Source organism: Oerskovia merdavium (genome assembly GCF_014836755.1).
In the GTDB taxonomy this organism is placed as follows: Bacteria; Actinomycetota; Actinomycetes; order Actinomycetales; family Cellulomonadaceae; genus Oerskovia; species Oerskovia merdavium.
In genome coordinates this window covers 109,106-134,472 of record NZ_JACSQF010000003.1, presented here as the reverse complement: position 1 = coordinate 134,472, position 25,367 = coordinate 109,106, and the positions used below count along the sequence as shown (strand labels likewise).

The window sequence follows — 25,367 nt, the reverse complement described above, 5'->3', positions numbered from 1 at the left end:
TCGGAGCCCTGCCGTCGTGCGCGTCGCGGCCCGAGGCGCGGAGCCCGGGCCGCACGCCCCCGGGAGGGCCGCGAACCCAGGGGAGCAGTCAGGCAGTTCCCGAGGCGCCCACGAGCCCCGCGAGCTCGGTCCGGAGGTTCTCCTCGGCGCGCGCGGCCCAGCGCTCGCGCCCGAGCGGGGTCCTGAAGAGCGCGGGCAGTGCGAGGAGCTGCTCGAGCACCGCGGCGCGTCCGGCCCGGAAGAGGTCGTCGGGGACGTGCGCGTACTCGGCGCGGACCTGGCGCACGTAGCGGGCGTAGCGGTCGGGCATGGCGCCGAGGATCGCGAGGTCCGCGTCGCACACGAGCGCTCCCACGGCGTCGTCGGGGGAGGGGTCGTGACCCGCGGTGAGCCGGACGAGCCGCGCGACCTCCGCGACGTCGTCCGCCGTGAGGCGAGTCCCGCCGGCGGCGGGATCGGCGCCCGGGGCGTGCTCCGTCGTCGGGCCGGCGAGCAGCGGGGTGAGGCTCGCCACCGCGAGGTCCGCCGACGCCTCCTCGTCCTCGCCCGCGACCCCCTCGTGGACCGCGTCGTGGAACCACAGCGCGAGCTGCGCGCGCGACGACGTGCCCGACGGCGCCGCCTCGCCCCGCGCGGGCACGCCCGGCGAGCGCTCCTCGAGGACCGCGAGCGAGTCGAGCACGTGCACCAGGTGCGAGGGGCCGTGGTAGACGCGGTGCGGCTCGTGCCAGCGCCGCACGAGGTCCGCGCCGACCTCTGGCGCGCCCGGGACGCCCGGCAGGAGCGTGTCCCAGCGGGCCGTGAGCGCGGCCGCCTTCGCGGCCGCCCGGTCGCGTGCGGGGACGCGCAGGCCCGAGGCGCGCAGCCGCACGATGAGCTCCCGCCCCGAGACGCCGTGCGCACCCGCGGCGACGCAGTCCGCGTGGCGCTCGGCCGGGACGTCGTAGTGGTCCAGGTCGAACGCGCGCCGCCCGAGCCCCAACCGCTCGGCGAACGCGTGCAGCTCGTCGAGCGAGGAGTCGGACACGAGGTGGGACCAGAGGGTCCCGTGGGCCGGCCAGGTCGGCGGGTCGATGAGAAGAGCCACGCCTCGACCCTGGAGGGTCGAGGCGTGGCTCGGGTCGTGCGCCGGCAGTGCCGTGCCGGTGCACTGTCGTCGCCGGGCGGTGCTCCCTGCCCGACGGCGTCAGCGGGGTGGTGAGGTCAGCTCTCCTCGGCGAGGGTCGGCTCGGGCGCGTGGTCCTCGGCCGGGACCTCGGGGTCCACCGCCTCGGAGGCTAGCGCAGCCGGGGGGAACGTGACAGGGTGACCCGCCTTCTCGGTCTCCTCGACGACCTCGACGCTCAGCCGGGCGATCGCGAGCTCCTCCATGGTCGGGACGACCATGACGAGCGTGCTCGTCCAGTCGGGCGAGATGACGCGCGGCTCCTTGCTGCGGACCGCGTTGCGCTCGGGGTCCACGGCGATACCCAGACCCGCGAGACCCTCGACGACCTGGGCGCGCACGATGTCGTCGTTCTCGCCCACGCCGGCCGTGAAGGCGATCACGTCGATGCGCCCCAGCACGGCCATGTAGGCGCCGATGTACTTGCGCAGGCGGTGGATGTAGACGTCCAGGGCCAGCCTCGCGTCCTCGTCGCCCGACGCGATGAGCTCGTGCAGGGCGCGGAAGTCGTTCTCCCCCGCGAGGCCCTTGATGCCCGAGCGCTTGTTGAACAGGTCGTCGAGCTCGTCGATCGACATGTTCGCGTTGCGGGCCAGGTGGAAGATGACCGCGGGGTCGATGTCGCCCGTCCGGGTCCCCATGACCAGGCCCTCGAGCGGCGTCAGGCCCATCGAGGTGTCGACCGCGATCCCGCCGCGCACGGCCGAGGCCGACGCGCCGTTGCCGAGGTGCAGCACGATGATGTTGAGGTCCTGCAGCCGGCGGCCCAGGACGCGCGCGACCTTGCCCGACACGTAGTGGTGGCTCGTGCCGTGGAAGCCGTACCGGCGCACGCCGTACTTCTCCGCGGTCTCCTTCTCGAGCGCGTACGTCGAGGCGGCCTTGGGCAGCGACGAGAAGAACGCGGTGTCGAACACCGCGACGTGCGGGACGTCGGGCAGGAGCCGGCGTGCGACCGAGATGCCCGTGACGTTGGCGGGGTTGTGCAGCGGCGCGAGGGGGGCCAGGTCGAGGATCTGGCGCTCCACGTCGTCGTCGACCAGGACCGGCCGCGAGAACGTCGCGCCACCGTGCACCACGCGGTGCCCCACGGCGTACACGTTGGCGTCCGCGAGCCGGGGGCCCACCTCGTCGAAGAGCGAGAGCGCGATGCGCAACGCCTCGCCGTGGTCGGCGACGCGCTCCTCGCGCGTCGTCGTGTTCCCCGCGAAGCGGTGCTTGATGACCCCGCTCGACTCACCGATGCGCTCGATCGTCCCGGCGGCGATGGCCTCGCCGCCCACCGGGTTGACCAGCTGGTACTTGAGCGAGGACGAGCCCGAGTTCATCACGAGCACCGAGCCGTGCGCGCCGTACGCCGAGTACGGGTTGGTGCGCTCGTGCTCCGGGAGGACGGTCATGCGGAAGCTCCGTTCGTGCTGGACAGGGCGGTCGACCCTGCCTGTGCCTGGATGGCCGTGATGGCCACGGTGTTGACGATGTCCTGGACCAGGGCACCGCGCGAGAGGTCGTTCACGGGCTTGTTGAGGCCCTGCAGGACCGGTCCCACGGCCACCGCGCCGGCCGAGCGCTGCACGGCCTTGTAGGTGTTGTTGCCCGTGTTGAGGTCCGGGAAGATGAAGACGGTCGCCTTGCCGGCCACGTCGGAGCCCGGCATCTTGGAGGCCGCCACCGATGCGTCCACCGCGGCGTCGTACTGGATGGGGCCCTCGACGAACAGGTCGGGGCGACGGCTGCGGACCAGCTCGGTCGCGGCGCGCACCTTGTCGACGTCGACGCCCGAGCCCGACTCGCCCGTCGAGTAGGACAGCATCGCGACGCGCTGGTCGATCCCGAACTGGAGCGCCGTGGCCGCGGACGAGATGGCGATGTCCGCGAGCTGCGTGTCGGTCGGGTCCGGGTTGACGGCGCAGTCGCCGTAGACCAGGACACGGTCCTCGAGGCACATGAGGAACACCGACGAGACGACCGAGACGCCCGGGACGGTCTTGATGATCTCGAACGACGGCTTGATGGTGTGCGCCGTGGTGTGCCGGGCGCCCGAGACCATGCCGTCGGCCAGGCCCAGGTGGACCATCATGGTGCCGAAGTAGGACACGTCCGGCACGATCTCGCGCGCGCGCTCGACCGTCATGCCCTTGTGGGCGCGCAACCGGGTGTACTCCTCGGCGAACCGCTCGACGAGCTCGGGGTCGTGCGGGTCGATCACGGTCGCCGCGTCGATGTCCAGGCCCAGCTCGGTCGCGCGCGCCCGGATCGACTGCTCGTCGCCCAGGATCGTGAGGTCCGCGACCTGACGGCCCAGGAGCGTCGAGGCCGCGCGCAGGATGCGGTCGTCCTCGCCCTCGGGGAGGACGATGTTCTTGCGGTCCGCGCGCGCCCGCGACAGGAGCTCGTACTCGAACATGAGCGGCGTGACGACCTCCGGGCGCGGGACGTCGAGCCCCGCGAGGAGCGCCGCGCCGTCGACGTTCTGCTCGAACAGCGCGAGCGCGGTGTCGACCTTGCGCTGGGACTCCTTGGAGACCCGGCCCCGCGCGCGTGACGCGGCGCTCGCCGAGCGGAACGTCCCGAGGTCCGTGCGGATGATCGGCAGGCTCGGGTCGAGGGCCTCGACGAGGCGCCCGGTCGAGTCGGGCGGGTAGAACCCGCCGTTGAGGATGATGCCCGCGAGCGACGGGAAGTTGCGCGCCTGCTGGGCGGCGAGCAGCCCGATGAGGATGTCGCTGCGGTCGCCGGGCGTGATGACCACGGCGCCGTCGACCAGCTTGTCGAGCAGGTGCTCGAGCGACATGGCACCCACGAGCACGTCGAGGACCTCGCGGCCGAGCAGCTCGGGGTCGCCCAGGGCGAGCTCGCCGCCCACGGCCTCCATGAGTGCGGCCACCGTGGGCGCGTTGAGGAACGGGTCCTCGGGGATGGCCCAGCCGGGCAGCGTGCCCGACGGCGCCGCACCCCTGCCCGTGTCGTCGGACGACAGCGCCGACAGCTGGGCGCGCACGTCCTCGATGCTGGCCGGGAGGCAGCGGTTGGCGATGACCGCGATGGGCTGCGCGTGGTTCGAGCGGAGCTCGGACACGCTGACCTCGATGAGGTTAGCGATGGCCTCGGGGGAGCGCTCGCGGCCCGAGACGACCAGGAGCACGGGGGCACCCAGGTTGGCGGCGATCCGCGCGTTGAACGCGAGCTCGGTCGGTCCTGCGACGTCGGTGTAGTCGGTCCCGACGACGACCACGAAGTCGCACTGCTTGGCGACCTCGTGGTACCGCGAGACGATCTGCGCGAGCGCGGCCTCGGGGTCGGCGTGGACGTCGTCGTACGTGACGCCCATGGCCTCCTCGTAGGTGAGGTCGACGCCGTCGTGCGCGAGCAGGAGCTCGAGCACGTAGTCGCGGTCCTGCTCGCGTGCGCCGGCCTCTGCCGGGGCGCCGGCCGGGGTGCCGGCCGCCTCGACGGGGGCCACGGCCCCCGTGACGGCGCTGGGCGAGGTCCTGGTCACGGGACGGAAGACCCCGACCCGCTGGACCCTGCGGGTCAGCAGGTCGAGGACTCCCAGGGCGATCGTCGACTTCCCCGTCTCACCCTCGGGTGAGGCGAGGTAGATGGATCGGGCGGTGCTGGTCACTCGTTGTCGCCTCCGGTAGCGGCGGCCGCGTCGTACGCCGGCCCGCCTTCTGCAGTTGCGGTGTCGCCCGCGTCGGGCCACACCCAGTCACGGACCGAGGGGATGTCCTCGCCGTGCTCTCTCGTGTACTGACGAGCCTCCAGACGGGCGTCCACCATCTTCTGGCGCAGCCCGGCCGCCTTCGACCGCAGCGAGGGCACGCGGTCGATCACGTCGATCACCAGGTGGAACCGGTCGAGGTCGTTGAGCATGACCATGTCGAACGGCGTGGTGGTGGTGCCCTCCTCCTTGTAGCCGCGCACGTGGATGTTCTCGTGCCCGTTGCGGCGGTACGTCAGGCGGTGGATGAGCCACGGGTAGCCGTGGTACGCGAACACGACCGGCTTGTCCGTGGTGAACAGCGTGTCGAAGTCGCGGTCGGAGAGCCCGTGCGGGTGCTCCTTCTCGTCCTGCAGGCGCATGAGGTCCACGACGTTGACCACGCGGACCTTGAGCTCGGGCAGGTGCTGGCGCAGCAGGTCGGCCGCGGCCAGGGTCTCGAGCGTCGGGACGTCGCCGGCGCAGCCGAGCACCACGTCCGGGTCCTCGCCCGGGACCTCGGTGCCGGCCCACTCCCAGATGCCCAGGCCGCGCGTGCAGTGGGCGATCGCCTGGTCCATGGTCAGGAAGTTCGGCGCGGGCTGCTTGCCCGCGACCACGACGTTCACGTACTGGCGCGAGCGCAGGCAGTGGTCGTAGGTCGAGAGCAGCGTGTTGGCGTCCGGCGGCAGGTAGACGCGGACGATCTCCGCCTTCTTGTTGACCACGTGGTCGATGAAGCCGGGGTCCTGGTGGCTGAAGCCGTTGTGGTCCTGGCGCCACACGTGGCTCGAGAGCAGGTAGTTGAGGCTCGCGATGGGCCGTCGCCACGGGATGTCGTTGGTGACCTTGAGCCACTTGGCGTGCTGGTTGAACATCGAGTCGATGATGTGGATGAAGGCCTCGTAGCACGAGAAGAGCCCGTGGCGCCCCGTGAGGAGGTACCCCTCGAGCCAGCCCTGGCACTGGTGCTCGGAGAGCATCTCCATGACGCGACCCGCACGCGCGAGGTGCTCGTCGACGTCGGGCCCGAAGAACTCCGCGTTCCACTGCTTGTCCGTGACCTCGTAGACCGCCTGCAGGCGGTTCGACGCGGTCTCGTCCGGGCCGAAGATCCGGAAGTTGTCCGGGTTGAGCCGCACGACGTCGGTCAGCCACTGGCCCAGGACCCTGGTCGCCTCCGAGAGGCCCCCGCCGGGGGCGGTGACCTCGACCGCGTAGTCGCGGAAGTCGGGCAGGCGCAGGTCCTTGAGGAGCAGGCCACCGTTGGTGTGCGGGTTGTCGCTCATGCGCAGCGTGCCGCGCGGGGCGAGCTGCGCGATGTCCGCGTCGAGGCGGCCCTTGTCGTCGAACAGCTCGTGGACGCGGTAGGAGTCGAGCCAGTCCTTGAGGTCCTGGAGGTGCTCCGGGGTGTCGCGCGCGCTCGCGAGCGGCACCTGGTGCGAGCGCCAGGAGTCCTCGGTCTTCTTGCCGTCGATCGTCTTGGGGCCCGTCCATCCCTTGGGGGTGCGGAACACGATCATGGGCCAGAACGGGCGCTCGTCGTTGCCTGCCGCGGCGTCGGCCTTGATCTGCGCGATGTGGTTGAGCACCTCGTCGAGCAGGGACGCGAACCGGCGGTGCACCTCGTAGTGGTCCTCGCCGTCGAACCCGCCCGAGAAGAAGTAGGGCGTGTGCCCGTAGCCGACCATGAGGTCGTGCAGCTCGTCGTCGCTGATGCGGCCGAGGATCGTCGGGTTCGCGATCTTGTACCCGTTGAGGTGCAGGATCGGCAGCACCACACCGTCGTTGACCGGGTTGACGAACTTGTTCGAGTGCCAGCTCGTGGCCAGGGGGCCGGTCTCGGCCTCGCCGTCGCCCACGACGGCCGCGACCAGGAGGTCCGGGTTGTCGAACGCGGCGCCGTACGCGTGCGAGAGCGCGTAGCCGAGCTCGCCGCCCTCGTGGATCGAGCCGGGAGTCTCCGGTGCGACGTGCGAGGGGATGCCGCCGGGGAACGAGAACTGCCGGAACAGGCGGCGAAGCCCCTCGGTGTCCTGCGTGATGTCGGAGTAGACCTCGGAGTAGGTGCCCTCGAGGTAGGAGTTCGCGACGAGGCCGGGGCCGCCGTGGCCGGGACCCGTGACGTAGATCGTGGACTGCTCGCGCTCGACGATCGCACGGTTGAGGTGCGCGTAGAGGAAGTTGAGGCCCGGCGTGGTGCCCCAGTGGCCCAGGAGACGGGGCTTCACGTCGTCCCGGTCGAGGGGCTCGCGCAGCAAGGGGTTCGCGAGCAGGTAGATCTGACCCACCGAGAGGTAGTTGGCCGCCCTCCACCAGCCGTCGACGCGGGCGAGGGTCTCCTCCGAGAGAGGGGCGACCTCACCGGATCGCCAAGGTGTTCCTTCTGTCGGACGCGAGGTGGTCGTAGTCATCGCACGCTCCAGCTGTACCGGGGGATGGTGGCCCCTTCATACAACCGCATCGGCCGGGGTGACGCATGGTTTCGGTGGTCCCGCGGAGTGTGAGGTGCGCCCGAAACGGCAGAAAAGGACGAAGGTCCCCGACCGGTCGGTCAGGAAGTCCCGATCGGGTCGCCGGAACCACGGACAGTGGTGTGGGTCACGTCTCCCCGCACGGATTCTCCGGGGCAACTCGCGCCCGGTTACCGTGGGGGCGTGTCCGACCAGGCCTCCCCTCGCCCAGGCTTCTGGGCCGTCGCCCGCAGCCCCCGCATGATCGGCTTCCTGCTGCTCTTCCTCCTCGCGGCGGGCGTGTGCGGCCGCCTCGGGGTGTGGCAGCTCGACCGCGCCTACGAGCGTGCCGAGCTCGCCGAGCAGCACGCCCTCGCGGAGGCCGAGGCCGAGGCGGAGGCCAAGGGACCCGACGGGCTCGGCGAGGTCCTGCCCCCGCAGTCGACCTTCCCGGGCGAGCTCGTGGGGCACAAGGTCTGGGTCGAGGGCGAGTACGAGCCCGAGGGCCAGCTCCTGGTCGCCGGCCGTGCGCTCGACGGCGAGACGGGTTTCCTCGTCCTGACGCCCCTGCGCGTGTCCGACGACGGGACGGACGGCGAGTCGTGGGCCGACCTGTCCGGCCCGCCCGTCGTCCCGGTCGTCCGCGGCTGGGTCCCGACGGCGGACGCTGAGGACGACGTGGCCCTCGCCGTACCCTCCGGCCAGGTGCGGGTCACCGCCTACCTCCAGGCCTCCGAGGCCGACGGGACCGGTGGCCTGCCCGAGGGGCAGACCGACTCGATCTCGTCCGCGGCGCTCGCGAACGCCTGGGGCAACCCCATCTACGGCGGCTACCTCGTCATGATCGACTCCGACCCCGCCCAGCTCGCAGCGGACGAGGGCGGTCCGCGCGTGCTGCCCCGACCCACGATCGAGGGCGGCACGGGCGTCAACATCCAGAACGCGTTCTATGCGCTCCAGTGGTGGATCTTCGGAGCCTTCGCGGTCCTGCTGTGGGTCCGCCTGGTGCGTGACGAGGCGGCCGGCGGGCGCAAGCGCGGCGACGGCGTCTCGAGCGGGATCGCCGGGCTCCCCGACCTGCCGGTCGCGCCTCGGGAGGCGGCAGGCGAGCCGGTAGGCGAGGCAGCCGGCGAGGCGCCGGACGGCCCGGTCAGGAACCAGCGGGCGTGAGCTCGAGCAGCAGCTCCACGGTCCCGGCATCCTCGACCGTGACGAACCCGAGGTTCGGCGCGCTCACGTCGTAGTCGGAGAACGTCACGGGGATGGATCCGCTGACCTGCGCGCCGTCACCCACGGTCTGGGCGTCGAGGGTCACGACGACCTCGTGCGAGACGCCCTTGATCGTGAGCGTCCCTGTCGCCTCGACGGTCGCGGTGCCGCCGGCGAGTCCCGACAGGTCCACGGGCGACGACAGGACGAACGTCGCGGTCGGGTGCGCCGAGGTGTCGAGGATCCCCAGGAACTGCCGGTCGCGGCCCGAGTCGTCGGTCGCGATCGTGGTCATGTCGACCTCGATGCTGGCCGCGGTGAGCACGCCGCCCTCGACCGTCGCCTCGCCGCGCACGTCGCTCGTGCGCCCGACGACGGTCACGTCCTGTCCCGAGAGGACCTCGTCGACCCGGTACCCGGCCTGCGACCCGGTGTCGACCGCGTAGACGCCGTCGGCGACGGGGCCGGTGGCCGTGCTGCCGGCGTCGTCTACGGAGTCCGACGACCCGCTCGGAGCGGGCGACGTGAGGGCGAGAGGTGCTGCCTCGGTCCCGGCCTGCGAGCGGGCGTAGACCCAGGTCCCGCCCAGGAGCAGTGCGCCGCAGAGCAGCACGATCCCGATGGTCAGTGCGACGGTCTTCTTCATGCGGCCCAGCTCCCTAGTTGAACGGTCAACTAAGCCTTGCCGGGTTTCCTGGGGATTGCCTGGGAGCGGGGCGTCGGGAGTGCTGTGAACCTGGTTGCCGTGCCGAGGGTTGGCGACTTCTCCTGCTGCCAGGCGCGCCAGAGCCGCGCGCAGCTTCCCCCGAAGCGGCGAGCTCATCGTGCGGCCCGATCTCCGTGATGCCTTTGTCCAGAGCGCGCAGCGGCCGGGTGTCACCCTCCGTCGCGCCGTGCAGTCAGCGGCGGATGCTGACCACGCTCGTGTTCAGCTTGATGTTCATGTTGCGCTTCTCGACCATCTGATCCCAGACGTCTTCCCAGCCCTTCTGCCAGGCCGTGACGCCGCTCGACTCGCCAAGAGGTTGCGCCATGTCCGGCATGACCCACACGAGGCCGTAGTACGCAGGGATCTTGTCGAGATCGCCATAACCCTGCACCTGATAGGCGTACATCAGATAGCCCTTCAACGCGCCCATCTTGTTGTCGTCAAGATATTGCGCGAAGCTCTTCGAAAAGATGCCGTGCGGGTCGCCGACAGGCTTCGAGACCGGCATGACGCCGTCGACGGTGCCGAAGATCTCCCAGCGCAGGCGGACGTAGATCGCGGCGGCGGCCAGCAGCTCGGCGTAGGCGAGGTCCTGCTCCACCTTGCTGCAGGGCCAACCGAAACCGAGATACTGGCACGCGACCATGAGTCCGTAGTCGCCGAAAGCCATGACCGTCTCGTTCGGCGGCGTGCCGACGACTATGCCTCGTTCGGTCCCGTGCGCGACGGCCACGCGCTTGTTGCCGACGGTGAACTCGGAGAGCGCTTGCACCATCTCGTCGTACGCCGGCGACAGGTAGCACGTGCCGAGCTCGGCGATCGAGGTGACGCCCTGGTCCGGCACCTGCAACGAATGCGTCTTGCCGGCGAACCTGTTCGTCTTCTCCAGCAGGGTGATGTTGGTGAAGCCCGAGTCGATGAAGCGCTGCGCGAAGAGCAACCCGCTCACTCCCGCACCGATGACGACGATGGCGCTGTCCTTGGCTGCCGACAGCAGGGCGGGCTTGGCGTCGAGCAGGATGTTCAGATACGACCAGCAGTGCAGGACAGACTCGAAGCACGTCGACGCGTGGACGTACACCGTGTCGTTCGCGCCCTGCATGTCGAGCCATCGCCACGGAGCCCCGGCTTCGAGCGCGCCGGAGAAGAACTGGTTGAAGTAGGGCGTCTGCAACGGGTTCACGGCCTGGTGGATCTCGCCGTTCTGATTTTCTTCGACCTGCACGATCTCGTACTGGCCGGGCCGGAACGGCCACCACGAAGGAGGGTCGTCCAAGAATGCCTTTCGCTGTGCGGCGAGGGTGCCGGGATCCGACTCGCCGTTGATCCCTACCATCTGGTATATCGTGACGACGTTGGTCGCGGCGCGGTTCGCGGCGGGAAGGCCCCACTGTTTTGCCGTCTCGTTGCGATACCCCTGCACGAGGCCGGTCTGGGACTCGACGATGTCGGGAGCGAGGATGACGACCCGATCTTGCGCCCTGCGCGGAGAGACTCGCAGACAGGTCGTGTAGAAGGTGAAGTTGCGGAGCGAATTCAGCAGCGCTCGCTCTTCGCGCGTATAGTCCATGACCGGCTCGAGCTCGCGCGGATCGCAGGCGATCACGAGAAGCGCCGGATTGACGACGACGTGGTTTCCACCGGTTCGATAAACCAGTTCCATTGATTCCACCTCCGCGGTCACGCTATCACCGGGCCGGTTCCATGGCGCGAGCAGCGCTCGCCAGGTCATGGCGGCGACGACCGGACGATTGATATCCCGCAGTGTCCTGCGATATTTGCGGCGACCCCTGTGCTCAGGTCGCTGATCCTGAATCGTTGTCGCCACGTCCGGCGTGCCGGGCCGCCGCGCAGAAGGTGCAGAGGGGCGTGACCGGGATCCGGTCACGCCCCGAGAGGTGCGCGCACGCGTCGTGAGCTGCCCTCGCGGTGGGAGGTGGCTCAGCGCACAGGTGCGGCTATTCCTGCTGCCAGGACTTCCAGAGCCGGGCGTAGTCGCCGCCAGCGGCGACGAGCTCGTCGTGCGGGCCGATCTCGGTGATGCGGCCCCCGTCGACGACCGCGACCCGGTCGGCGTCGTGCGCGGTGTGCAGACGGTGCGCGATCGCGACGACCGTGCGCCCCTCGAGCACCGCGTTGAGCGAGCGCTCGAGGTGCCGGGCTGCTCGCGGGTCCAGCAGCGAGGTGGCCTCGTCGAGGATCAGCGTGTGCGGGTCCAGCAGGACGAGCCGCGCGAGCGCCACCTGCTGCGCCTGCGCGGGGGTCAGCACGTGCCCTCCCGAGCCGACCCCGGTCGCGAGCCCCTCCGGCAGGGACTCGACCCAGCCGAGGGCGTCGACCGCGGCCAGTGCGGCGAGCAGCTGCTCGTCGTCGGCCGTCTCGTCGGCCAGGCGGAGGTTGTCCGCGAGCGAGCCCACGAACACGTGGTGCTCCTGGGTGACCAGGGCGACGTGGCGGCGCAGGTCGTCGAGCGGCAGGTCGACCAGGTCGACACCGCCCACCTGGACCGACCCGCCCGTGGGCGGGTGGATGCCCGCGAGCATGCGTCCCAGGGTCGACTTGCCCGCGCCCGAGGGGCCGACCACGGCGAGGCGTTCGCCGACCCGCAGGTCCAGGTCGATCCCGTGCAGCACGTTGTGCCCCGCGCGGTAGGCGTACTCGACCTTCCGGGCCACGACGTGCTCGTCGGTGGGGACCTCGTCCCCGGCCTCGCGGTCGCTGTCGACGAGCTTGACGCCGACGATGCGGGCGAGCGAGGTCGCGGCGACCTGGATCTCGTCGAGCCAGAAGATGAGCTCCCACACGGGCCCCGCGAGCTGGAACGCGTACATCGCGATGGTCGTCACGGCGCCGAGCGTCGCGTGCCCCGTGGAGATCATGTAGCCGCCCCAGACGATGACCGCGACGGGCGCGAGGACGAACGTGAAGTCGACCGCGGGGAAGAGCACGGTCCGCAGGTTCAGCGTGTACCTCTCGGCCGCGAAGGCCTCGCGCAGGTCCGCCTGGACCCGGGCCCGGCGGCGTGCGCCGAGCCGCAGGGCGTCGACCGTCCGCGCACCCTCGACCGACTCGGTGATGGTGCCGTTGAGCGCCGCGTAGGCCGCGGACTCGCGCTGGTAGCCCGGAGAGGCCCGGCGCAGGTACCAGCGCGAGACGACGACCATGAGCGGCACGCCCACGAACAGCGCGACCGCGACGAGCGGCGACGTGAGCAGGCTCGCGACGACCGTGAGCAGGATCGTCACGACCGCGACGATCAGGCGCGGCACGCCGAACCGCACGGCGTGCTGGATGCGGTTGACGTCGTTCGTGGTGCGCGCGACGAGGTCGCCCGTGCCCGCGCGCTCGACGGTCGACAGCGGCAGCGTCGTGACGGTCTCGAGGAAGTCCTCGCGGAGCTCGGCGAACACGGCCTCGCCGAAGATCATCGAGGCCTTCTGCGCGTAGCGGATGAGCACGGCCTGGACGATCACCGCGACCACGCCGATCGCGATGACCTGGTTCACGTATCCGGCCGTGGTGCCCTGGGTCACGGCGTCGACGAGCCGGCCCAGGATCCACGGTCCCGCGAGCCCGGCGACCGCGGCGACGGTGTGCAGGACCGCGAGACCGATCAGCGTCCCACGGTGCTCGCGGACCAGGTAGGCGGTGTGCTTGCGGACGGTGGGGCCGTCGGCGATGGGCAGCTTCATGACACGCCCTTCGAGGCGTCGGAGAGCTCGGGGGAGCTCGAGGTCAGGTGGTCGGTCCCGTGCGCGCCCTCGACGTCCTCGCCCGGCTGCGTGGCGGCGGGCTCGTCCATCGAGCGCCCGACGACGGCACGGTAGCGAGCGGCCTGCTCGCCCTGGTGCGCGCCGCGGGGCCGGTGCAGGAGCTCGCGGTGCGTCCCGTGGGTCACGACGCGGCCGTCCTCGACGAACAGGACGTCGTCCACGTGGTCGAGGACGAGCGGGCTCGCGGTCACGACGAGCGTGGTGCGTCCGCGCCGGACCTCGGCGAGGCGCTCGGCGATGCGGGCCTCGGTGTGGGCGTCGACCGCGCTCGTGGGCTCGATCAGGATCAGGATCTCCGGGTCGGTGAGGATCGCGCGCGCCAGCGCCACGCGCTGTCGCTGGCCGCCGGACAGGGACCGGCCCTTCTCCGGGAGGTCGCCCGCGAGGCCGTCCGGGACCGAGTCCAGGACGTCGTGCGCGTCGGCGATCATGATGGCGCGCATCAGCTCGGCCTCGAGGTTCCCGCCGCGCACGTCGAGCTCCTCGCCGAGCACGCCCGAGAACAGGTGCGGCGTGGCCTCGGCGACGACGATGCGCTCGCGCACCACGTCCTTGTCGAGGTCCGCGAGCCGGACCCCGCCCAGGTGCACGGGCGTGCCCGCCTCCGCGACGTCGTCGAACCGGCCCATGCGCGTGGCGATGCGCGCCGACTCGTCCGGGTCCACGCTCACGAGCGCGACGACCCGGCCGGGTGCGAGCTCGACGCCGCTCGCGTCGTCGACCAGCACCGAACCTGCGGGCGGCGCCGAGGAGGTGCCGGGCGTCGCGCCCGTCGCCGGGACGACCGAGAGGACCTTGATGAGCTTCTTCGCGGCGACGTGCGCACGCGTCGTGGCCTGGAGCGTCTGCGTCGCGATCTGCAGGGGCCACGACAGGAACGCCGCGTAGCCGTAGAACGCCACGAGCTGCCCCGGGCTGATCTCCCCGCGCACCGCGGCGTGCGCGCCCAGGTAGAGGACCAGGGCTACGAACAGCCCCGGCAGCAGGACCTGGAGCGCGTCGAGGTAGGACTGCGTCGTCGCGACGCGCACCCCCGTACGGCGCACGTCCTGCGACTGGGTCCGGTAGCGGTCCGTGAAGACCTTCTCGCCGCCGATGCCGCGCAGGATGCGCAGGCCCGAGACGGTGTCCGCGCCGAGCGTCGTGAGCCGGCCCGAGGCCTCGCGCTGGGCGGCCTGGCGCTGCTGGAGCGGCTTGACGAGGAACGCGAGGATGCCCGCGACGACGGGCAGGCCGAGGACCACGACGAGCCCCAGCTGGAACGAGGTGCTCAGCATGATGCCCGCGACGACCGCGTACGCCATGAGCGAGCCCGCGAACCGCGCCGCGATCGCGTAGACCTCGCCCACGCGCAGCGCGTCGGACGCGACGGCCGAGACGACCTCTCCCGTGGGGAGCTCGTCGGTGATGGTGTGCCCCGAACGGGCCACGGTGTCCCCGACGAGCTGCGAGGTGGTGAAGGCCGCACGCAGCCAGTTCTCGATGTCGAACCGGTGCCCGACCGCGGCGGCGGCCACCTGGACGACGCCGATCCCGAGCATGACCGCGGCCCAGCCCAGCAGGACCGCGCCGAAGCCCTCGGTCAGTCCCTCGTCGAGCGCTCGGCCGAGCACGTAGGGCATGACGGCCTGGCACCCGAACGTGACCATCCCGAGCAGGACGGCGACCGTGAGGATGCCCCACTGGCGGCGGGCGAGCCACCAGAGGAGGGCGCCAGGGCCGGTGACCGGAGGGGTGCCCGGGTCGGGGAGGGGGAGGGGTCGCACGGTCACTAACATTAGGTGTGGCCACCGACACCGAGCCACGGATTTTCGCACAGCGTAAGGAAACCTTCCCATGACCACGCCCGACCCCGCCGGCACGCAGCAGACCTCCGACGCCGTGGCGCAGGCCCCCACGCAGGACGTCGTCGACCGTGCGGTCCGCAAGGCCCGCGGCGCGCTCGCCCGCTACCGCGTGATGGCCCTCATCACCGGTGTGATGCTCCTGATCCTGTGCGTCGAGATGATCGTCAAGTACGGCGTGGGCGCGTTCGTCGACGTCGACGGCGTGATGCGCTTCGTCGGCTGGATCCCGTTCGCGCACGGGTGGGTCTACGTGGTCTACCTCGTCACGGTCCTCGACCTGTGGTCCAAGATGCGCTGGAGCTGGGGCCGACTGACCAGCATGGTGTTCGCCGGTGTCGTGCCGGTCATGTCCTTCATCCTGGAGAAGAAGGTCCACCGCGAGGCCGAGGCCAAGCTCGACGCCCTCGTGGAGCAGTACGCACGATGACCTCGCTGCCGCCGCTGGTCGCGCCCTCGACCGAGCCGCTCGGCCCTGAGGAGCTCGCCCGGTACTCGCGGCACCTCGCGCTGCCGGGCATCGGGATCGAGGGCCAGCAACGGCTGCGCGCCGCGCGCGTCCTGGTCGTGGGTGCGGGCGGGCTGGGCAGCCCCGCGCTGCTCTACCTCGCGGCGGCAGGCGTCGGCACGCTCGGGATCGTCGACGACGACCGCGTCGAGGTCTCCAACCTCCAGCGCCAGGTGATCCACGGCGGCTCGGACGTGGGACGGCCCAAGGTCGCCTCGGCTCGGGACGCGATCGCCGAGGTCAACCCGCACGTGACCGTCCGCCTGCACGAGCAGCGACTCGACGCGGACAACGTCCTGGACGTCCTGGCCGGCTACGACCTGGTCCTCGACGGGACCGACAACTTCGCGACCCGCTACCTCGTGGGGGACGCCGCGGAGATCGCGGGCATCCCGTGCGTGTGGGGCTCGATCTTCCGGTTCCAGGGCCAGGTGAGCGTCTTCTGGGCGACACCCCCCGGTGGCGAGGGTGTGGTCTACCGCGACGTGTTCCCCGAGCCACCGCCGCCCGGCACGGTCCCCGACTGCGCGACGGGCGGAGTCCTCGGTGCCATGTGCGGGACGATCGGCTCGGTCATGGCGACCGAGGCGGTCAAGCTCGTCACGGGTGCCGGACGCACGCTCCTGGGACGCCTCGCGGTCTACGACTCGCTCGAGCTCACGTGGCGCCACCTCACGGTCCGCGCCGACCCGCAGCGCGTGCCCGTCACCGGGCTGCTGGCCGGGGACCACGCCTACGAGGCGTTCTGCGGGCTGGGCCCGTCCGCCACCCCCGCGACCGCGGCGGGCGTCACGGGCGGCCCGCCGGTCGCCGGCGACCTCTTCTCCGGCCCGACGGCGGAGGGTCGCCTCGCCATCGACCTCGCCAGGGTGCCGGGGGAGCCGACCACCGCTGGGCACGCGCTCCGCGTGGGGGCTGAGTCCCCGACGAGCCTGACGGCCCGCGAGCTCGCCGCGCGCCTCGCCGACCCCACCGACGACCTGCTGCTGCTCGACGTGCGCGAGGACTGGGAGACGCAGATCGTGGGGATCGACAGCGCCCGCGTGGTGCCGAGCGGGATCTACGCGGGACCGGGCGCCGGGGCGGCGCTCGCGGACCTGCCGCGGGACCGGACCGTCGCGGTGCTGTGCAAGGTCGGAGGCCGCTCCGACCGCGTCGCGAGCCTCGCACGGGCCGCGGGCGTCGACGCGCGCAACGTCGAGGGCGGGATCCTGGCGTGGGTGCGGGACGTCGAGCCGGGGCGCCCGACGTACTGATCCTCTGCCGAGGTAGAGGCCTGCCGTCGAGGTAGAGGGCCAGCGCCCTCTACCTCGACGAGAATCCTCTACCTCGGCGCATCGGTCACAGCGCCAGGTCGAGGTTCCCTCCGCCCAGCACCCCGGCCCCCGTGAGCCCGGCCGGCGACCCGGCGCCGACGGCCCCGGCTCGGCCCACCATCCCGTCGACCGGCGAGCTCGCGAGCGCCTGCTCGCGCCGCGGGATGCGGCCCGCGAGCGCCGCGAGACGACCCGCCTCGACCGCGAGCCGCATGGCCCTGGCCATCCGCACCGGGTCGGCGGCACGCGTGACCGCGGTGGCCAGGAGAACCCCGTCGCACCCGAGCTCCAGGGCGTGCGCGGCCTCCGACGCGGTCCCGATCCCCGCGTCCAGGATCACGGGCACCCGAGCGGCCGACGTGATGGCCGCGATGTTGCGCGGGTTGAGGATGCCGAGCCCCGACCCGATGGGCGCCCCGAGCGGCATGACCGCGGCGCACCCCACGTCCTCGAGGCGCCGCGCGAGGATCGGGTCGTCGTTGGTGTACGGAAGCACGACGAAGCCGTCGCGGACCAGGGTCTCGGCGGCCTGGACGAGCCCGATCGGGTCGGGCAGGAGCGTCACGTCGTCGGCGATCACCTCGAGCTTGACCCAGTCCGTGCCGCACGCCTCGCGCGCGAGGTGCGCGGTGAGGACGGCTTCCTTGGCCGAGAAGCAGCCTGCGGTGTTGGGCAGAGCGCGGATGCCGAGGCGGTCGAGCATCGCCCAGACGCCGGTCTCGCCGGCGTCACCCGCGCCGCCCGACCCGGCCCGGTCGCCCGACGGGCGGACCCGCGCGACGCGGCGCATCGCGACGGTCGTCAGCGCGGTCCCGGACGCGACGAGCGCCTCCTCGAGCGTGAGCAGGTTGGCCGCGCCGCCCGTGCCCATGACGAGGCGGGAGCCGAGGGGTACGCCCGCGACCACCAGGGGGTCGTCGGCCGCGCGGTCCTGCCGGGGGTCAGCCACCCTGCACCGCCGTGACGACCTCGACGCGGTCGCCGTCGCGCAGCGTCGTGGACGCCCATGCGCTGCGCGGCAGCACGGCGTCGTCGATCGCGACCGCGACGCCCTGGGGGGCGCCGGTGCCGGTGACGAGCCCGGGCAGCAGGCGGGCGACGAGGCTCGCGACGGTCGTGGGGGTCGTGAGCGGGTGGGGCTCGCCGTTGACGAGGGCGGTGTCGGTCATCAGGGTCCTCCGGGACGGTTCGTGGGAACGGACGAGGGGGCGGGCGAGAAGCGCAGGGGGTCGATCGCGGCGACCGTGGGCGGCAGGGGTTCCCCGGCCAGGACCGCGTCGACCGCGGCCCCCGTGACCGGCGCGAGCAGCACCCCGTTGCGGTAGTGGCCCGTCGCGAGGACCAGGCCGGGCACGGTGGTGGGCCCCAGGAGAGGCAGGTTGTCCGGGGTCCCGGGGCGCACGCGCGGCGTGACCTCGACGAGGGCCGCCTCGTCGAGCCCGGGCAGCAGGGCGCGCGCGTCGCGCAGGAGGGCGAAGACGCCGCCCGCGGTCGCGCGCCGGTCGTCGGGGTGCTCCTCGCTCGTCGCACCGACGACGACCTCGCGGTGCCCGTCGGGTCCGGGCGTACGCGGTACGACGTACACCGGACGTCCCTGCACGATCCCCCGCACCACGTGGTCGAGCGTGAACCACGGCGGGGCGTCGAGCCGCAGCGTCTGCCCCTTCACCGGGCGGGTCGGGACGCACACCTCGGGGACGCCCGTGAGCAGGGCGCCCGAGTCGGCCCCGGCCGCGAGGACCACGGTCCCCGCACGGTGCTCGTGGCCCGCGTCGTCGAGGGCACCGGTCACGGGAGCGCCGAGCCCGGGGGAGCGCAGCAGCCGGACGGCCCGCCGGTGCACGACGGCGGCACGCGGGTCCCGTCCCAGGGCCGCGGTCAGGGCCCGGTGCACCGCGCGGGGATCGACCTGGTGGTCACCCGGGGCCCAGAACGCCCCGGCCACGCGCGGCCCGACCAGGGGCTCCAGGTCGCGTGCGGCCGCGACCGAGATCTCGGTCGAGTCGAGGCCCCACGCCTCCTGCAGCGCGCGCACGCGGCGCCCGAGCGCGAGGTCGTCGCCGTCGTAGGCCAGCGTGAGGGTCCCGGTCGTCCGCAGACCCACGCTCAGCCCCGAGTCCGCCTCGAGCTCGGCCGCGAACACGGGCCAGCGCGCCGCGGAGTCGGAGCCCAGACGCAGCGCGGCCTCCTCGCCGAAGTCGGCCTCGGTCACGGGCGCCAGCATCCCGGCTGCGGCGTGCGTCGCGCCGTCTCCGGGGGAAGGGTCCAGGACGGTCACGCGCAGGCCCGCGCGCGAGGCCCGCCAGGCCGCGGTGAGCCCCACGATGCCGCCGCCCACGACGAGGACGTCCGCGGCGCCGTCGGGCAGGTGGTCGTGGGGCAGGCCCGATGGCGCCGCGCGCCCAAGGCCTCCGTCGCGCCCCGGTGGGCGCGCAGGCAGGGCAGGGTGTGGCAGGGCTGCGCTCATGCGCTCGCTCCCTTCGCTGGCATGACCCAGATCAGGTTCGACGGTCGGCTCTCGCCCTCTCAGCCCCGTGCGGGGCTCCCGTGCTTCGCGGCCACCCTACAACGCGTCCCGTCCACCCTCCGGGCGTGCCCGGAGGCTGCGCAGCCCGGGCGACCCGGCCCCGGCCGTGCCTATCCTGGCGCCGTGACCACCCTCCCGACCGGCGACCCCGGCCGCCGCCGACGCTCCGCACCCCGCCACCGCTCCGACGCGCCCGAGGGCCTCGACGCGAGGACCCTCGCAGCCCGCGAGGCCGCCGTCGAGCGCCTGGGCGCCGCCCGCCTGTACCTGTGCACCGACGCGCGCGAGGAGCGCGGCGACCTCGAGGACTTCCTGCACGCGGCGCTCGCGGGCGGGGTCGACGTGGTCCAGCTCCGCGACAAGACGCTGGACGTCGCGCGCGAGCTCGAGCTCCAGGAGACGGTCGCGCGCGTCGCGACCCAGCACGGTGCGCTGTGGGCCGTCAACGACCGTGCCGACGTCGCGCTGCTCACCGGTGCGCCGGTCGTGCACACGGGCCAGGGCGACCTCCCGGTCCCCGCGGTCCGGTCGCTCCTGGGCGCGGGTCCGCTGCTGGGGCGATCGACGCACTCGCTCACCCAGGCCGCGGCCGCCGAGGCCGACCCGTCGGTCGACTACTTCTGCGTCGGGCCGCTCTGGTCCACGCCGACCAAGCCGGGGCGCGACGCCGTCGGGCTCGACCTCCTGCGACAGGTCGCGGCGACCCGGCCGACGACGCCGTGGTTCGCGATCGGGGGCATCGACGCCGCGCGTCTCGACGAGGTGCTCGACGCGGGCGCCGAGCGGATCGTCGTCGTCCGCGCCCTCACCGAGGCCGCCGACCCGGAGCAGGCCGCACGCGAGCTGCGCGAGCGGCTGCCCGCCTGACCGGGCCCCAGAGGGACAGGTCCCCGTCCCCCGGGCGGTCTCAGAGGACGGAAGGTCTTCCCGCCGCCGGGCCGCTGTGGGAGGGTCTGGGCTGCAGAGTGCTCGCCGCCGAGCGCAGGACGCTCCCGTCCTCGATCCTCAGACCCGGAGAACCATGACCCGCACGCGTGGGCCCCTCGTGGCCGCCCTGTTCTCGCTCACCCTGCTCGTGCTCGCGGGCTGCACCGGTGCTGGCGCCGGCGCCGAGCCGTCGCCGGGCGGTGGCACGGAGGGGACGACGGCCTCGTCCCCCGCGGCGGACGGCGACCAGGAGCAGGCGGCCGGCGAAGCCTCGATCACGACGGCGTCGCTCGCCGAGCAGACGTTCGACGCGACCGCGGGGTCCGGAGAGGCCCCCGGCGGCACGATCACCATGACGCTGCGCTCGGTCGAGGTGACGGGCAGGACCATGACCGTGCGCTGGGCCCTTCGCTGGGACAACCCTGACAAGGGGGCCGGAGAGCGCGCGTCGTTCTCCGACCTCGGCGCACGACACGTGCCGACCGTGACGGACAGCACGAACCTCAAGATCTACAAGCCCTTCTGCACCAAGGGGGCCTGGAAGGGCGCCGCGCTCGACGTCCAGGCCTGCGAGCTCTCCGCGCTCGTCTCGCCGAGCGCGTCCAGCGGTGCAGGCCTGACCAACGGCTCGACGATCGAGGCCTGGGCGCTCCTGCCCTCGCCGCAGGGCGACCCCGGGCCGCTCGACATCCTCGTCTCCGACGGGTGGCCGGCGTTCAGCGGGATCACCCCCGTCGTCGTCGACGACGGGAAGTAGGGCCGTGAGCACCCTGCGAGAGACCCTCCGCGGAACGGCCGTCGTCGGGGCCGTGACGGTCGGACTCCTCGGCACGACGTCGCCCAGCACGGCGGCGGTCTCGCCCGAGCCGGTCCCCGACCTCGTGGTGACGGAGCAGATGAGCGCCGACGCGACGTTCGACCTGCGGCCCGACGACGCGACGACGGGCCTCGAGACCGTCCGCGAGGAGGAGGGCGAGACCGTGATGGTCCTCACGTCCGACCTGCTCTTCGCCTTCGCGTCCGCAGACCTGTCGCCCCAGGCCGCCGCAGCGGTCACGGACCTGGTCGCGACCATCCCTCAGGGAGCCGACGTGGCCGTCGACGGTCACACCGACTCCGTGGGGGACGACACCGTCAACGACCCGTTGTCGCAGCAGCGCGCGGATGCGGTCGCCGCGCTCCTGCGCGCGGCGCGCCCGGACCTGGTGCTGACGGTCACCGGGTACGGCAGCAGGGAACCCGTGGCGGACAACACGGTCGGCGGCCAGGACAGCCCGGGCGGGCGGGCGCTGAACCGGCGCGTCGAGATCACGTTCGCGTCCTCCTGAGCGCAGGCCCCGCCCGCCCTGGGTGGACGGATGACGTGACGGGCCCGGGGGCCAACTATCCTGGGGTGGTGACACCCACCCCCTCAGCCCCCCGGCCCGTATTGGTCGTCGACTTCGGCGCACAGTACGCCCAGCTGATCGCGCGTCGCGTGCGTGAGGCCAAGGTGTACTCGGAGATCGTCCCTCACACCTTCACCGTCGAGCAGATGCTCGCCAAGGACCCGGCAGCGATCATCCTGTCCGGCGGTCCGTCGTCCGTGTACGCCCAGGGCGCCCCGTTCGTGGACCCCGCGCTGTTTGAGGCCGGCGTGCCCGTCCTCGGCATCTGCTACGGCTTCCAGGCCATGGCCCAGGCGCTCGGCGGCAAGGTCGCGCAGACCGGCCTCAGCGAGTACGGCGGCACCGAGGTCGAGGTGTGCTCCGCGGGCGTCCTGCTCGCCGAGACCCCCGACCACCAGACCACGTGGATGAGCCACGGCGACTCCGTGCACGCGGCGCCCGAGGGCTTCGAGGTCCTCGCGACGTCGTCCGGCTCCCCGGTCGCGGCCTTCGAGGACACCAGCCGGCGCCTGTACGGCGTGCAGTGGCACCCCGAGGTGAAGCACTCCGCGCACGGCCAGGCCGTGCTCGAACGCTTCCTGTACGAGGGCGCGGGCCTCGCCCCCGACTGGACCCCCGGCAACGTCATCGCCGAGCAGGTCGCGCTCATCCGTGAGCAGGTCGGCGACGCGCGCGTCATCTGTGGCCTGTCCGGAGGCGTCGACTCGTCGGTGGCAGCAGCCCTCGTCCAGCAGGCCGTGGGCGACCAGCTCACGTGCGTGTTCGTCGACCACGGCCTGCTGCGCGCGGGCGAGGTCGAGCAGGTCGAGCGCGACTTCGTCGCGGCCACGGGCGTCAAGCTCGTCGTCATGGACGAGAAGCAGCGCTTCCTCGCGGCGCTCGCGGGCCACTCGGACCCGGAGACCAAGCGCAAGATCATCGGCCGCGAGTTCATCCGCGCGTTCGAGCAGGCTGCGCGTGACATCGTCGGGGAGAGCCGGGAGCACGACTCCGACGACACCGAGGTCAAGTTCCTCGTGCAGGGCACCCTGTACCCGGACGTCGTCGAGTCCGGCGGCGGCGAGGGCACCGCGAACATCAAGAGCCACCACAACGTGGGCGGCCTGCCCGACGACCTGCAGTTCTCGCTCGTCGAGCCGCTGCGGGCCCTGTTCAAGGACGAGGTCCGCGCCGTGGGCCGCGAGCTCGGCGTGCCCGAGGTCATCGTGGCCCGTCAGCCCTTCCCCGGTCCCGGGCTCGGTATCCGCATCGTCGGCGAGGTCACGGCCGAGCGCCTGGAGATCCTGCGCGCAGCGGACGCGATCGCGCGCGAGGAGCTCACCAAGGCGGGGCTGGACGACGAGATCTGGCAGTGCCCCGTGGTGCTCCTGGCCGACGTCCGCTCGGTCGGCGTCCAGGGCGACGGCCGCACCTACGGTCACCCGATCGTGCTGCGCCCCGTGTCCTCCGAGGACGCCATGACCGCGGACTGGACGCGCCTGCCGTACGACGTGCTCGCGACCATCTCGACGCGCATCACGAACGAGGTCAAGGACGTCAACCGCGTCGTGCTCGACGTGACGAGCAAGCCGCCGGGCACCATCGAGTGGGAGTGACCTCCCGCTGAGCCGCGAAGGGCCGGCCCCCGCAGAGCGATCTGCGGGGACCGGCCCTTCGGCGTTCCTGGTCCCGTCCCCGGGCCCGTCCCCGGGCCGGGAACGCAGGCCGACGGGGGAGCGCCTGGGGACCGGTCCGGCGTACCGGCGGGTCAGCCGCGCCGCTCCTCGCGGTACGCCGCCGCCTTCTCGTAGGCCTTCTCGACGTCCGCGAGCACGCTGGGCCACCCGCTCGACGGCCGGACCTCGCGGTTGTGCGCGACGATCCGGTCGAGCAGGCCGTCCTGCGTCACGAGCCGCACGATCTGCTCGGTCATCTCGGCGTCGTCGGCGGCGAGCAGCCCGTCGACCCCGTCCGTCAGGCGCTCGGCCACCCCGGACTCCGCGCGCGTCACCACCGCGAGCCCCGCGGCCTGCGCTTCGAGCGCCGCGATCCCGAAGGACTCCTGGACGGCCGGTGCCAGGAACACGTCGGCGCGCGAGTAGAGCCGCTTGAGCTCGTGCGCCCCGAGCCGTCCCGGGAGGCTGACCGTCGAGGACAGCCCGTGCTCCTTGACGAAGCGCCGGGCCGCGTCGAGCTCGGGGCCCTCGCCCGCGATCGTCGCGAACAGGGCGTCGTGGGGGAGACGCTCGACGGCCTGCCGGATCGACTCGAGCAGGGGGAGCACCCGCTTGCGTGGCGCGAACCGGGTCGCGGCGACGACGTGCACGGCCTTGCCCTCGCCCCGCGCGTCGCGCTCGACGCGCGGCACGGCCCACTCGTCGAGGTCCAGCCCGTTGTGCAGGATCTCGACGGGCACGCCGCGTCCCGCGATGCGCCGCAGCGGCGCCGCGGTCAGCTCGCTCACGGCCGAGAGCAGGATCGGGAGGCGCGACCAGTGCGTGACGCGGTCGAGCGCGGCGAACCACCTCTCGGCCGACCCCCACACGCTGTGCACGGTCAGGACCGCGGGCAGGCCGAGGCGCGCGACGGGCTTCAGCGACGCCTGCACGGACGGCGTCAGGACGCCCATGTGCAGGTGCACGACGTCGGGCCGCGCGTCCCGCAGGATGCGCGTCACGTGGTGCGCGGCACGGGGGTGCACGGGGTAGCCACCGGGGACCCGGGCCGCGACGCGGTGGATCGTGACGCCGTCGTGCACCTCGGTGCTCACCCCGTGCTCGCCGCGCGCCGCGGGCGTCGTGGTGATCACCTCGACGACGTGGCCCGTCGCGGCCTGCTGGGCCGCGAGACGGCTCACCTGGGTCTCGATGCCGCCGAGCAGCGGCAGGTAGCAGTCCGTCACATGGGTGATCCTCACCCCCGGATTCTCCCATCACGCGGTGTCCGACCTGCCCGCGCGTGCGCCGTTTCGACGTCGAACAGACCTTTCGTCCGGCGGAAACGACGAAACGTCGCTACGTTGACACCAAAGATCCGGCTCGGGGAGGGATACCGCAATGTCCAGCACTGTCACGGTTCGGCCCGCGAAGGGCGTAGGAGTCATCGGACTCCTCAGCGTCATCGCGGGAATCGTCATGATCATCGCGGGTGGCGTCACGTGGGGCGTCGTGTCCTCGCAGCTGTCGGCCGAGGACATCACGGTGTCCGACGACGCGTCGTTCCTCGCGGGGGCCCACGTCAGCGGGCCGTTCTCCGCCTACGCGCAGGCCGAGGTCATCAACAAGCACGCGCTCGAGATGAGCGACGGCCAGACCTACGCCGAGCTCCCGCAGGACGACGAGCGCCGCGCCACGGTCATGAACGCCTCGTTCCTGCGCGCCTCGCTCTTCACGTCGGTCGTCGCGTTCGGCGTCGCGGCCCTCGTGATCGGTCTCGGCATCATGTTCATCCTCATCGGGATCGCGCTCCGCAGGATCGCGAGCGGTCCGGCGGTCGCGGTCGAGACGCCGGCCGGCTACACCTCGGGCGGCGGGCTCTCGTCGGCCGCACCGCCGACCCACACGCCCGCGCACGCCGCCCCGGCCGCTCCCATGACGCCGGCCCCGACGACGCCGGCACCCACGACCCCGCCGGTCACGCCGCCCACCCGCACCTCGGCCCACGCGGCTCCTGTCGAGGAGCCCAAGAGCCCGGGCGTCCCCACGACCCAGGTCCCGCCGGTCGTCGAGCCCAAGAGCCCGGGCGTCCCGCCGACCGGTACCGACACGCCTCCCGCCACACCCCCGACGGAGGGCACGGCCCCGCGCTGAGGCACCCCTCGCACGGAAGCACGACGGGGGGGGGGGGGGGGGGGGGGGGGGGGGGGG

20 protein-coding genes are annotated in these 25,367 nt (G+C 72.6%); 8 read left to right on the top strand and 12 right to left on the bottom strand.

What is annotated here, in order from left to right; all coding sequences use genetic code 11:
* Positions 1-88: 88 nt before the first annotated feature.
* From H9641_RS04185 to H9641_RS04170, 4 genes are all read right to left on the bottom strand, one after another.
* A complete protein-coding gene (locus tag H9641_RS04185) occupies positions 89-1,087 on the bottom strand; it encodes a DUF4031 domain-containing protein (RefSeq protein ID WP_191801340.1) in 999 nt (332 codons plus the stop codon).
* A gap of 116 nt (positions 1,088-1,203) precedes the next feature.
* On the bottom strand, positions 1,204-2,565 hold the full coding sequence (locus H9641_RS04180; RefSeq protein WP_191801338.1) for an acetate/propionate family kinase: 1,362 nt from the start codon (positions 2,563-2,565) through the stop codon (positions 1,204-1,206).
* Positions 2,562-4,790 carry a phosphate acetyltransferase gene (pta, locus tag H9641_RS04175; RefSeq protein ID WP_191801336.1) on the bottom strand — a complete coding sequence of 743 codons (2,229 nt, stop codon included), beginning with the start codon at positions 4,788-4,790 and terminating at the stop codon, positions 2,562-2,564. The genes H9641_RS04180 and pta overlap by 4 nt, the downstream gene beginning before the upstream one ends.
* A complete protein-coding gene (locus tag H9641_RS04170) occupies positions 4,787-7,282 on the bottom strand; it encodes a phosphoketolase family protein (RefSeq protein ID WP_191801334.1) in 2,496 nt (831 codons plus the stop codon). The genes pta and H9641_RS04170 overlap by 4 nt, the downstream gene beginning before the upstream one ends.
* A 243-nt stretch (positions 7,283-7,525) precedes the next feature.
* On the opposite strand from H9641_RS04170, the gene H9641_RS04165 reads away from it, so the two are divergent.
* Positions 7,526-8,491, top strand: a complete 966-nt coding sequence (locus H9641_RS04165; RefSeq protein WP_318244373.1) for an SURF1 family protein — start codon at positions 7,526-7,528, stop codon at positions 8,489-8,491.
* Here H9641_RS04165 and H9641_RS04160 read toward each other — a convergent pair.
* The 4 genes from H9641_RS04160 to H9641_RS04145 form a co-directional block, all read right to left on the bottom strand.
* Positions 8,472-9,176, bottom strand: a complete 705-nt coding sequence (locus H9641_RS04160) for a YceI family protein (RefSeq protein ID WP_191801332.1) — start codon at positions 9,174-9,176, stop codon at positions 8,472-8,474. The two genes, H9641_RS04165 and H9641_RS04160, sit on opposite strands and share 20 nt — an antisense overlap.
* 253 nt (positions 9,177-9,429) lie before the next feature.
* Positions 9,430-11,127, bottom strand: coding sequence for an NAD(P)-binding protein (locus tag H9641_RS20605; protein ID WP_191801330.1), 1,698 nt, complete (start codon positions 11,125-11,127; stop codon positions 9,430-9,432).
* 70 nt (positions 11,128-11,197) lie between these two features.
* Complete coding sequence (locus H9641_RS04150) at positions 11,198-12,931, bottom strand: ABC transporter ATP-binding protein (protein ID WP_191801328.1); 1,734 nt, start codon at positions 12,929-12,931, stop codon at positions 11,198-11,200.
* The gene (locus H9641_RS04145; RefSeq protein WP_191801326.1) at positions 12,928-14,790 is read right to left on the bottom strand and encodes an ABC transporter ATP-binding protein; all 1,863 of its coding nucleotides are present in this window, start codon (positions 14,788-14,790) and stop codon (positions 12,928-12,930) included. The genes H9641_RS04150 and H9641_RS04145 overlap by 4 nt, the downstream gene beginning before the upstream one ends.
* A gap of 58 nt (positions 14,791-14,848) precedes the next feature.
* Between H9641_RS04145 and H9641_RS04140 the strand changes: the two genes are divergently transcribed.
* Together H9641_RS04140 and moeB are read left to right on the top strand one after the other, a co-directional pair.
* A complete protein-coding gene (locus H9641_RS04140; RefSeq protein WP_191801324.1) occupies positions 14,849-15,286 on the top strand; it encodes a DUF3817 domain-containing protein in 438 nt (145 codons plus the stop codon).
* Positions 15,283-16,620: a molybdopterin-synthase adenylyltransferase MoeB gene (gene moeB / locus H9641_RS19945; RefSeq protein WP_225219968.1), complete on the top strand. Its 1,338-nt coding sequence runs from the start codon at positions 15,283-15,285 to the stop codon at positions 16,618-16,620. Before H9641_RS04140 ends, moeB begins: the two co-directional genes overlap by 4 nt.
* A gap of 85 nt (positions 16,621-16,705) precedes the next feature.
* On the opposite strand, the gene H9641_RS04130 is transcribed toward moeB, so the two are convergent.
* The 3 genes from H9641_RS04130 to thiO all read right to left on the bottom strand — a co-directional run bounded on the left by H9641_RS04130 (position 16,706) and on the right by thiO (position 19,147).
* Positions 16,706-17,551 (bottom strand): thiazole synthase, encoded by an 846-nt coding sequence (locus H9641_RS04130; RefSeq protein WP_191801522.1) that lies wholly within the window; start codon positions 17,549-17,551, stop codon positions 16,706-16,708.
* A gap of 70 nt (positions 17,552-17,621) precedes the next feature.
* The gene (gene thiS, locus H9641_RS04125; RefSeq protein WP_191801322.1) at positions 17,622-17,849 is read right to left on the bottom strand and encodes a sulfur carrier protein ThiS; all 228 of its coding nucleotides are present in this window, start codon (positions 17,847-17,849) and stop codon (positions 17,622-17,624) included.
* Positions 17,849-19,147 (bottom strand): glycine oxidase ThiO, encoded by a 1,299-nt coding sequence (thiO, locus tag H9641_RS04120; protein ID WP_191801320.1) that lies wholly within the window; start codon positions 19,145-19,147, stop codon positions 17,849-17,851. Before thiO ends, thiS begins: the two co-directional genes overlap by 1 nt.
* 306 nt (positions 19,148-19,453) lie before the next feature.
* Here thiO and thiE point away from each other — a divergent pair, with 306 nt between their 5' ends.
* The 4 genes from thiE to guaA all read left to right on the top strand — a co-directional run bounded on the left by thiE (position 19,454) and on the right by guaA (position 23,117).
* Complete coding sequence (gene thiE, locus H9641_RS04115) at positions 19,454-20,074, top strand: thiamine phosphate synthase (RefSeq protein WP_225219993.1); 621 nt, start codon at positions 19,454-19,456, stop codon at positions 20,072-20,074.
* A gap of 154 nt (positions 20,075-20,228) precedes the next feature.
* Positions 20,229-20,891, top strand: a complete 663-nt coding sequence (locus H9641_RS04110; RefSeq protein WP_191801316.1) for a hypothetical protein — start codon at positions 20,229-20,231, stop codon at positions 20,889-20,891.
* 4 nt (positions 20,892-20,895) lie between these two features.
* Complete coding sequence (locus H9641_RS04105; protein WP_191801315.1) at positions 20,896-21,462, top strand: OmpA family protein; 567 nt, start codon at positions 20,896-20,898, stop codon at positions 21,460-21,462.
* A 68-nt stretch (positions 21,463-21,530) separates the two neighbouring features.
* Entirely contained in the window at positions 21,531-23,117 is a 1,587-nt protein-coding gene (gene guaA, locus H9641_RS04100) for a glutamine-hydrolyzing GMP synthase (protein ID WP_191801313.1), read from the top strand.
* A 152-nt stretch (positions 23,118-23,269) separates the two neighbouring features.
* On the opposite strand, the gene H9641_RS04095 is transcribed toward guaA, so the two are convergent.
* Positions 23,270-24,418 (bottom strand): glycosyltransferase family 4 protein, encoded by a 1,149-nt coding sequence (locus H9641_RS04095; protein WP_191801311.1) that lies wholly within the window; start codon positions 24,416-24,418, stop codon positions 23,270-23,272.
* A gap of 139 nt (positions 24,419-24,557) precedes the next feature.
* Between H9641_RS04095 and H9641_RS20600 the strand changes: the two genes are divergently transcribed.
* Positions 24,558-25,310: a hypothetical protein gene (locus H9641_RS20600; protein WP_318244371.1), complete on the top strand. Its 753-nt coding sequence runs from the start codon at positions 24,558-24,560 to the stop codon at positions 25,308-25,310.
* Positions 25,311-25,367: the final 57 nt, after the last annotated feature.

Bases quoted from the DNA above. Each gene is read 5' to 3' on its own strand.
- H9641_RS04180 (WP_191801338.1), bottom strand. From the start codon at position 2,565: ATGACCGTCCTCCCGGAGCACGAGCGCACCAACCCGTACTCGGCGTAC.
- H9641_RS04110 (WP_191801316.1), top strand. From the start codon at position 20,229: ATGACCCGCACGCGTGGGCCCCTCGTGGCCGCCCTGTTCTCGCTCACC.
- H9641_RS04160 (WP_191801332.1), bottom strand. From the start codon at position 9,176: ATGAAGAAGACCGTCGCACTGACCATCGGGATCGTGCTGCTCTGCGGC.
- H9641_RS04150 (WP_191801328.1), bottom strand. From the start codon at position 12,931: ATGAAGCTGCCCATCGCCGACGGCCCCACCGTCCGCAAGCACACCGCC.
- thiS (WP_191801322.1), bottom strand. From the start codon at position 17,849: ATGACCGACACCGCCCTCGTCAACGGCGAGCCCCACCCGCTCACGACC.
- H9641_RS04170 (WP_191801334.1), bottom strand. From the start codon at position 7,282: ATGACTACGACCACCTCGCGTCCGACAGAAGGAACACCTTGGCGATCC.
- moeB (WP_225219968.1), top strand. From the start codon at position 15,283: ATGACCTCGCTGCCGCCGCTGGTCGCGCCCTCGACCGAGCCGCTCGGC.
- thiO (WP_191801320.1), bottom strand. From the start codon at position 19,147: ATGAGCGCAGCCCTGCCACACCCTGCCCTGCCTGCGCGCCCACCGGGG.
- H9641_RS04145 (WP_191801326.1), bottom strand. From the start codon at position 14,790: ATGTTAGTGACCGTGCGACCCCTCCCCCTCCCCGACCCGGGCACCCCT.
- H9641_RS20600 (WP_318244371.1), top strand. From the start codon at position 24,558: ATGTCCAGCACTGTCACGGTTCGGCCCGCGAAGGGCGTAGGAGTCATC.
- H9641_RS04130 (WP_191801522.1), bottom strand. From the start codon at position 17,551: ATGGGCACGGGCGGCGCGGCCAACCTGCTCACGCTCGAGGAGGCGCTC.
- H9641_RS04140 (WP_191801324.1), top strand. From the start codon at position 14,849: ATGACCACGCCCGACCCCGCCGGCACGCAGCAGACCTCCGACGCCGTG.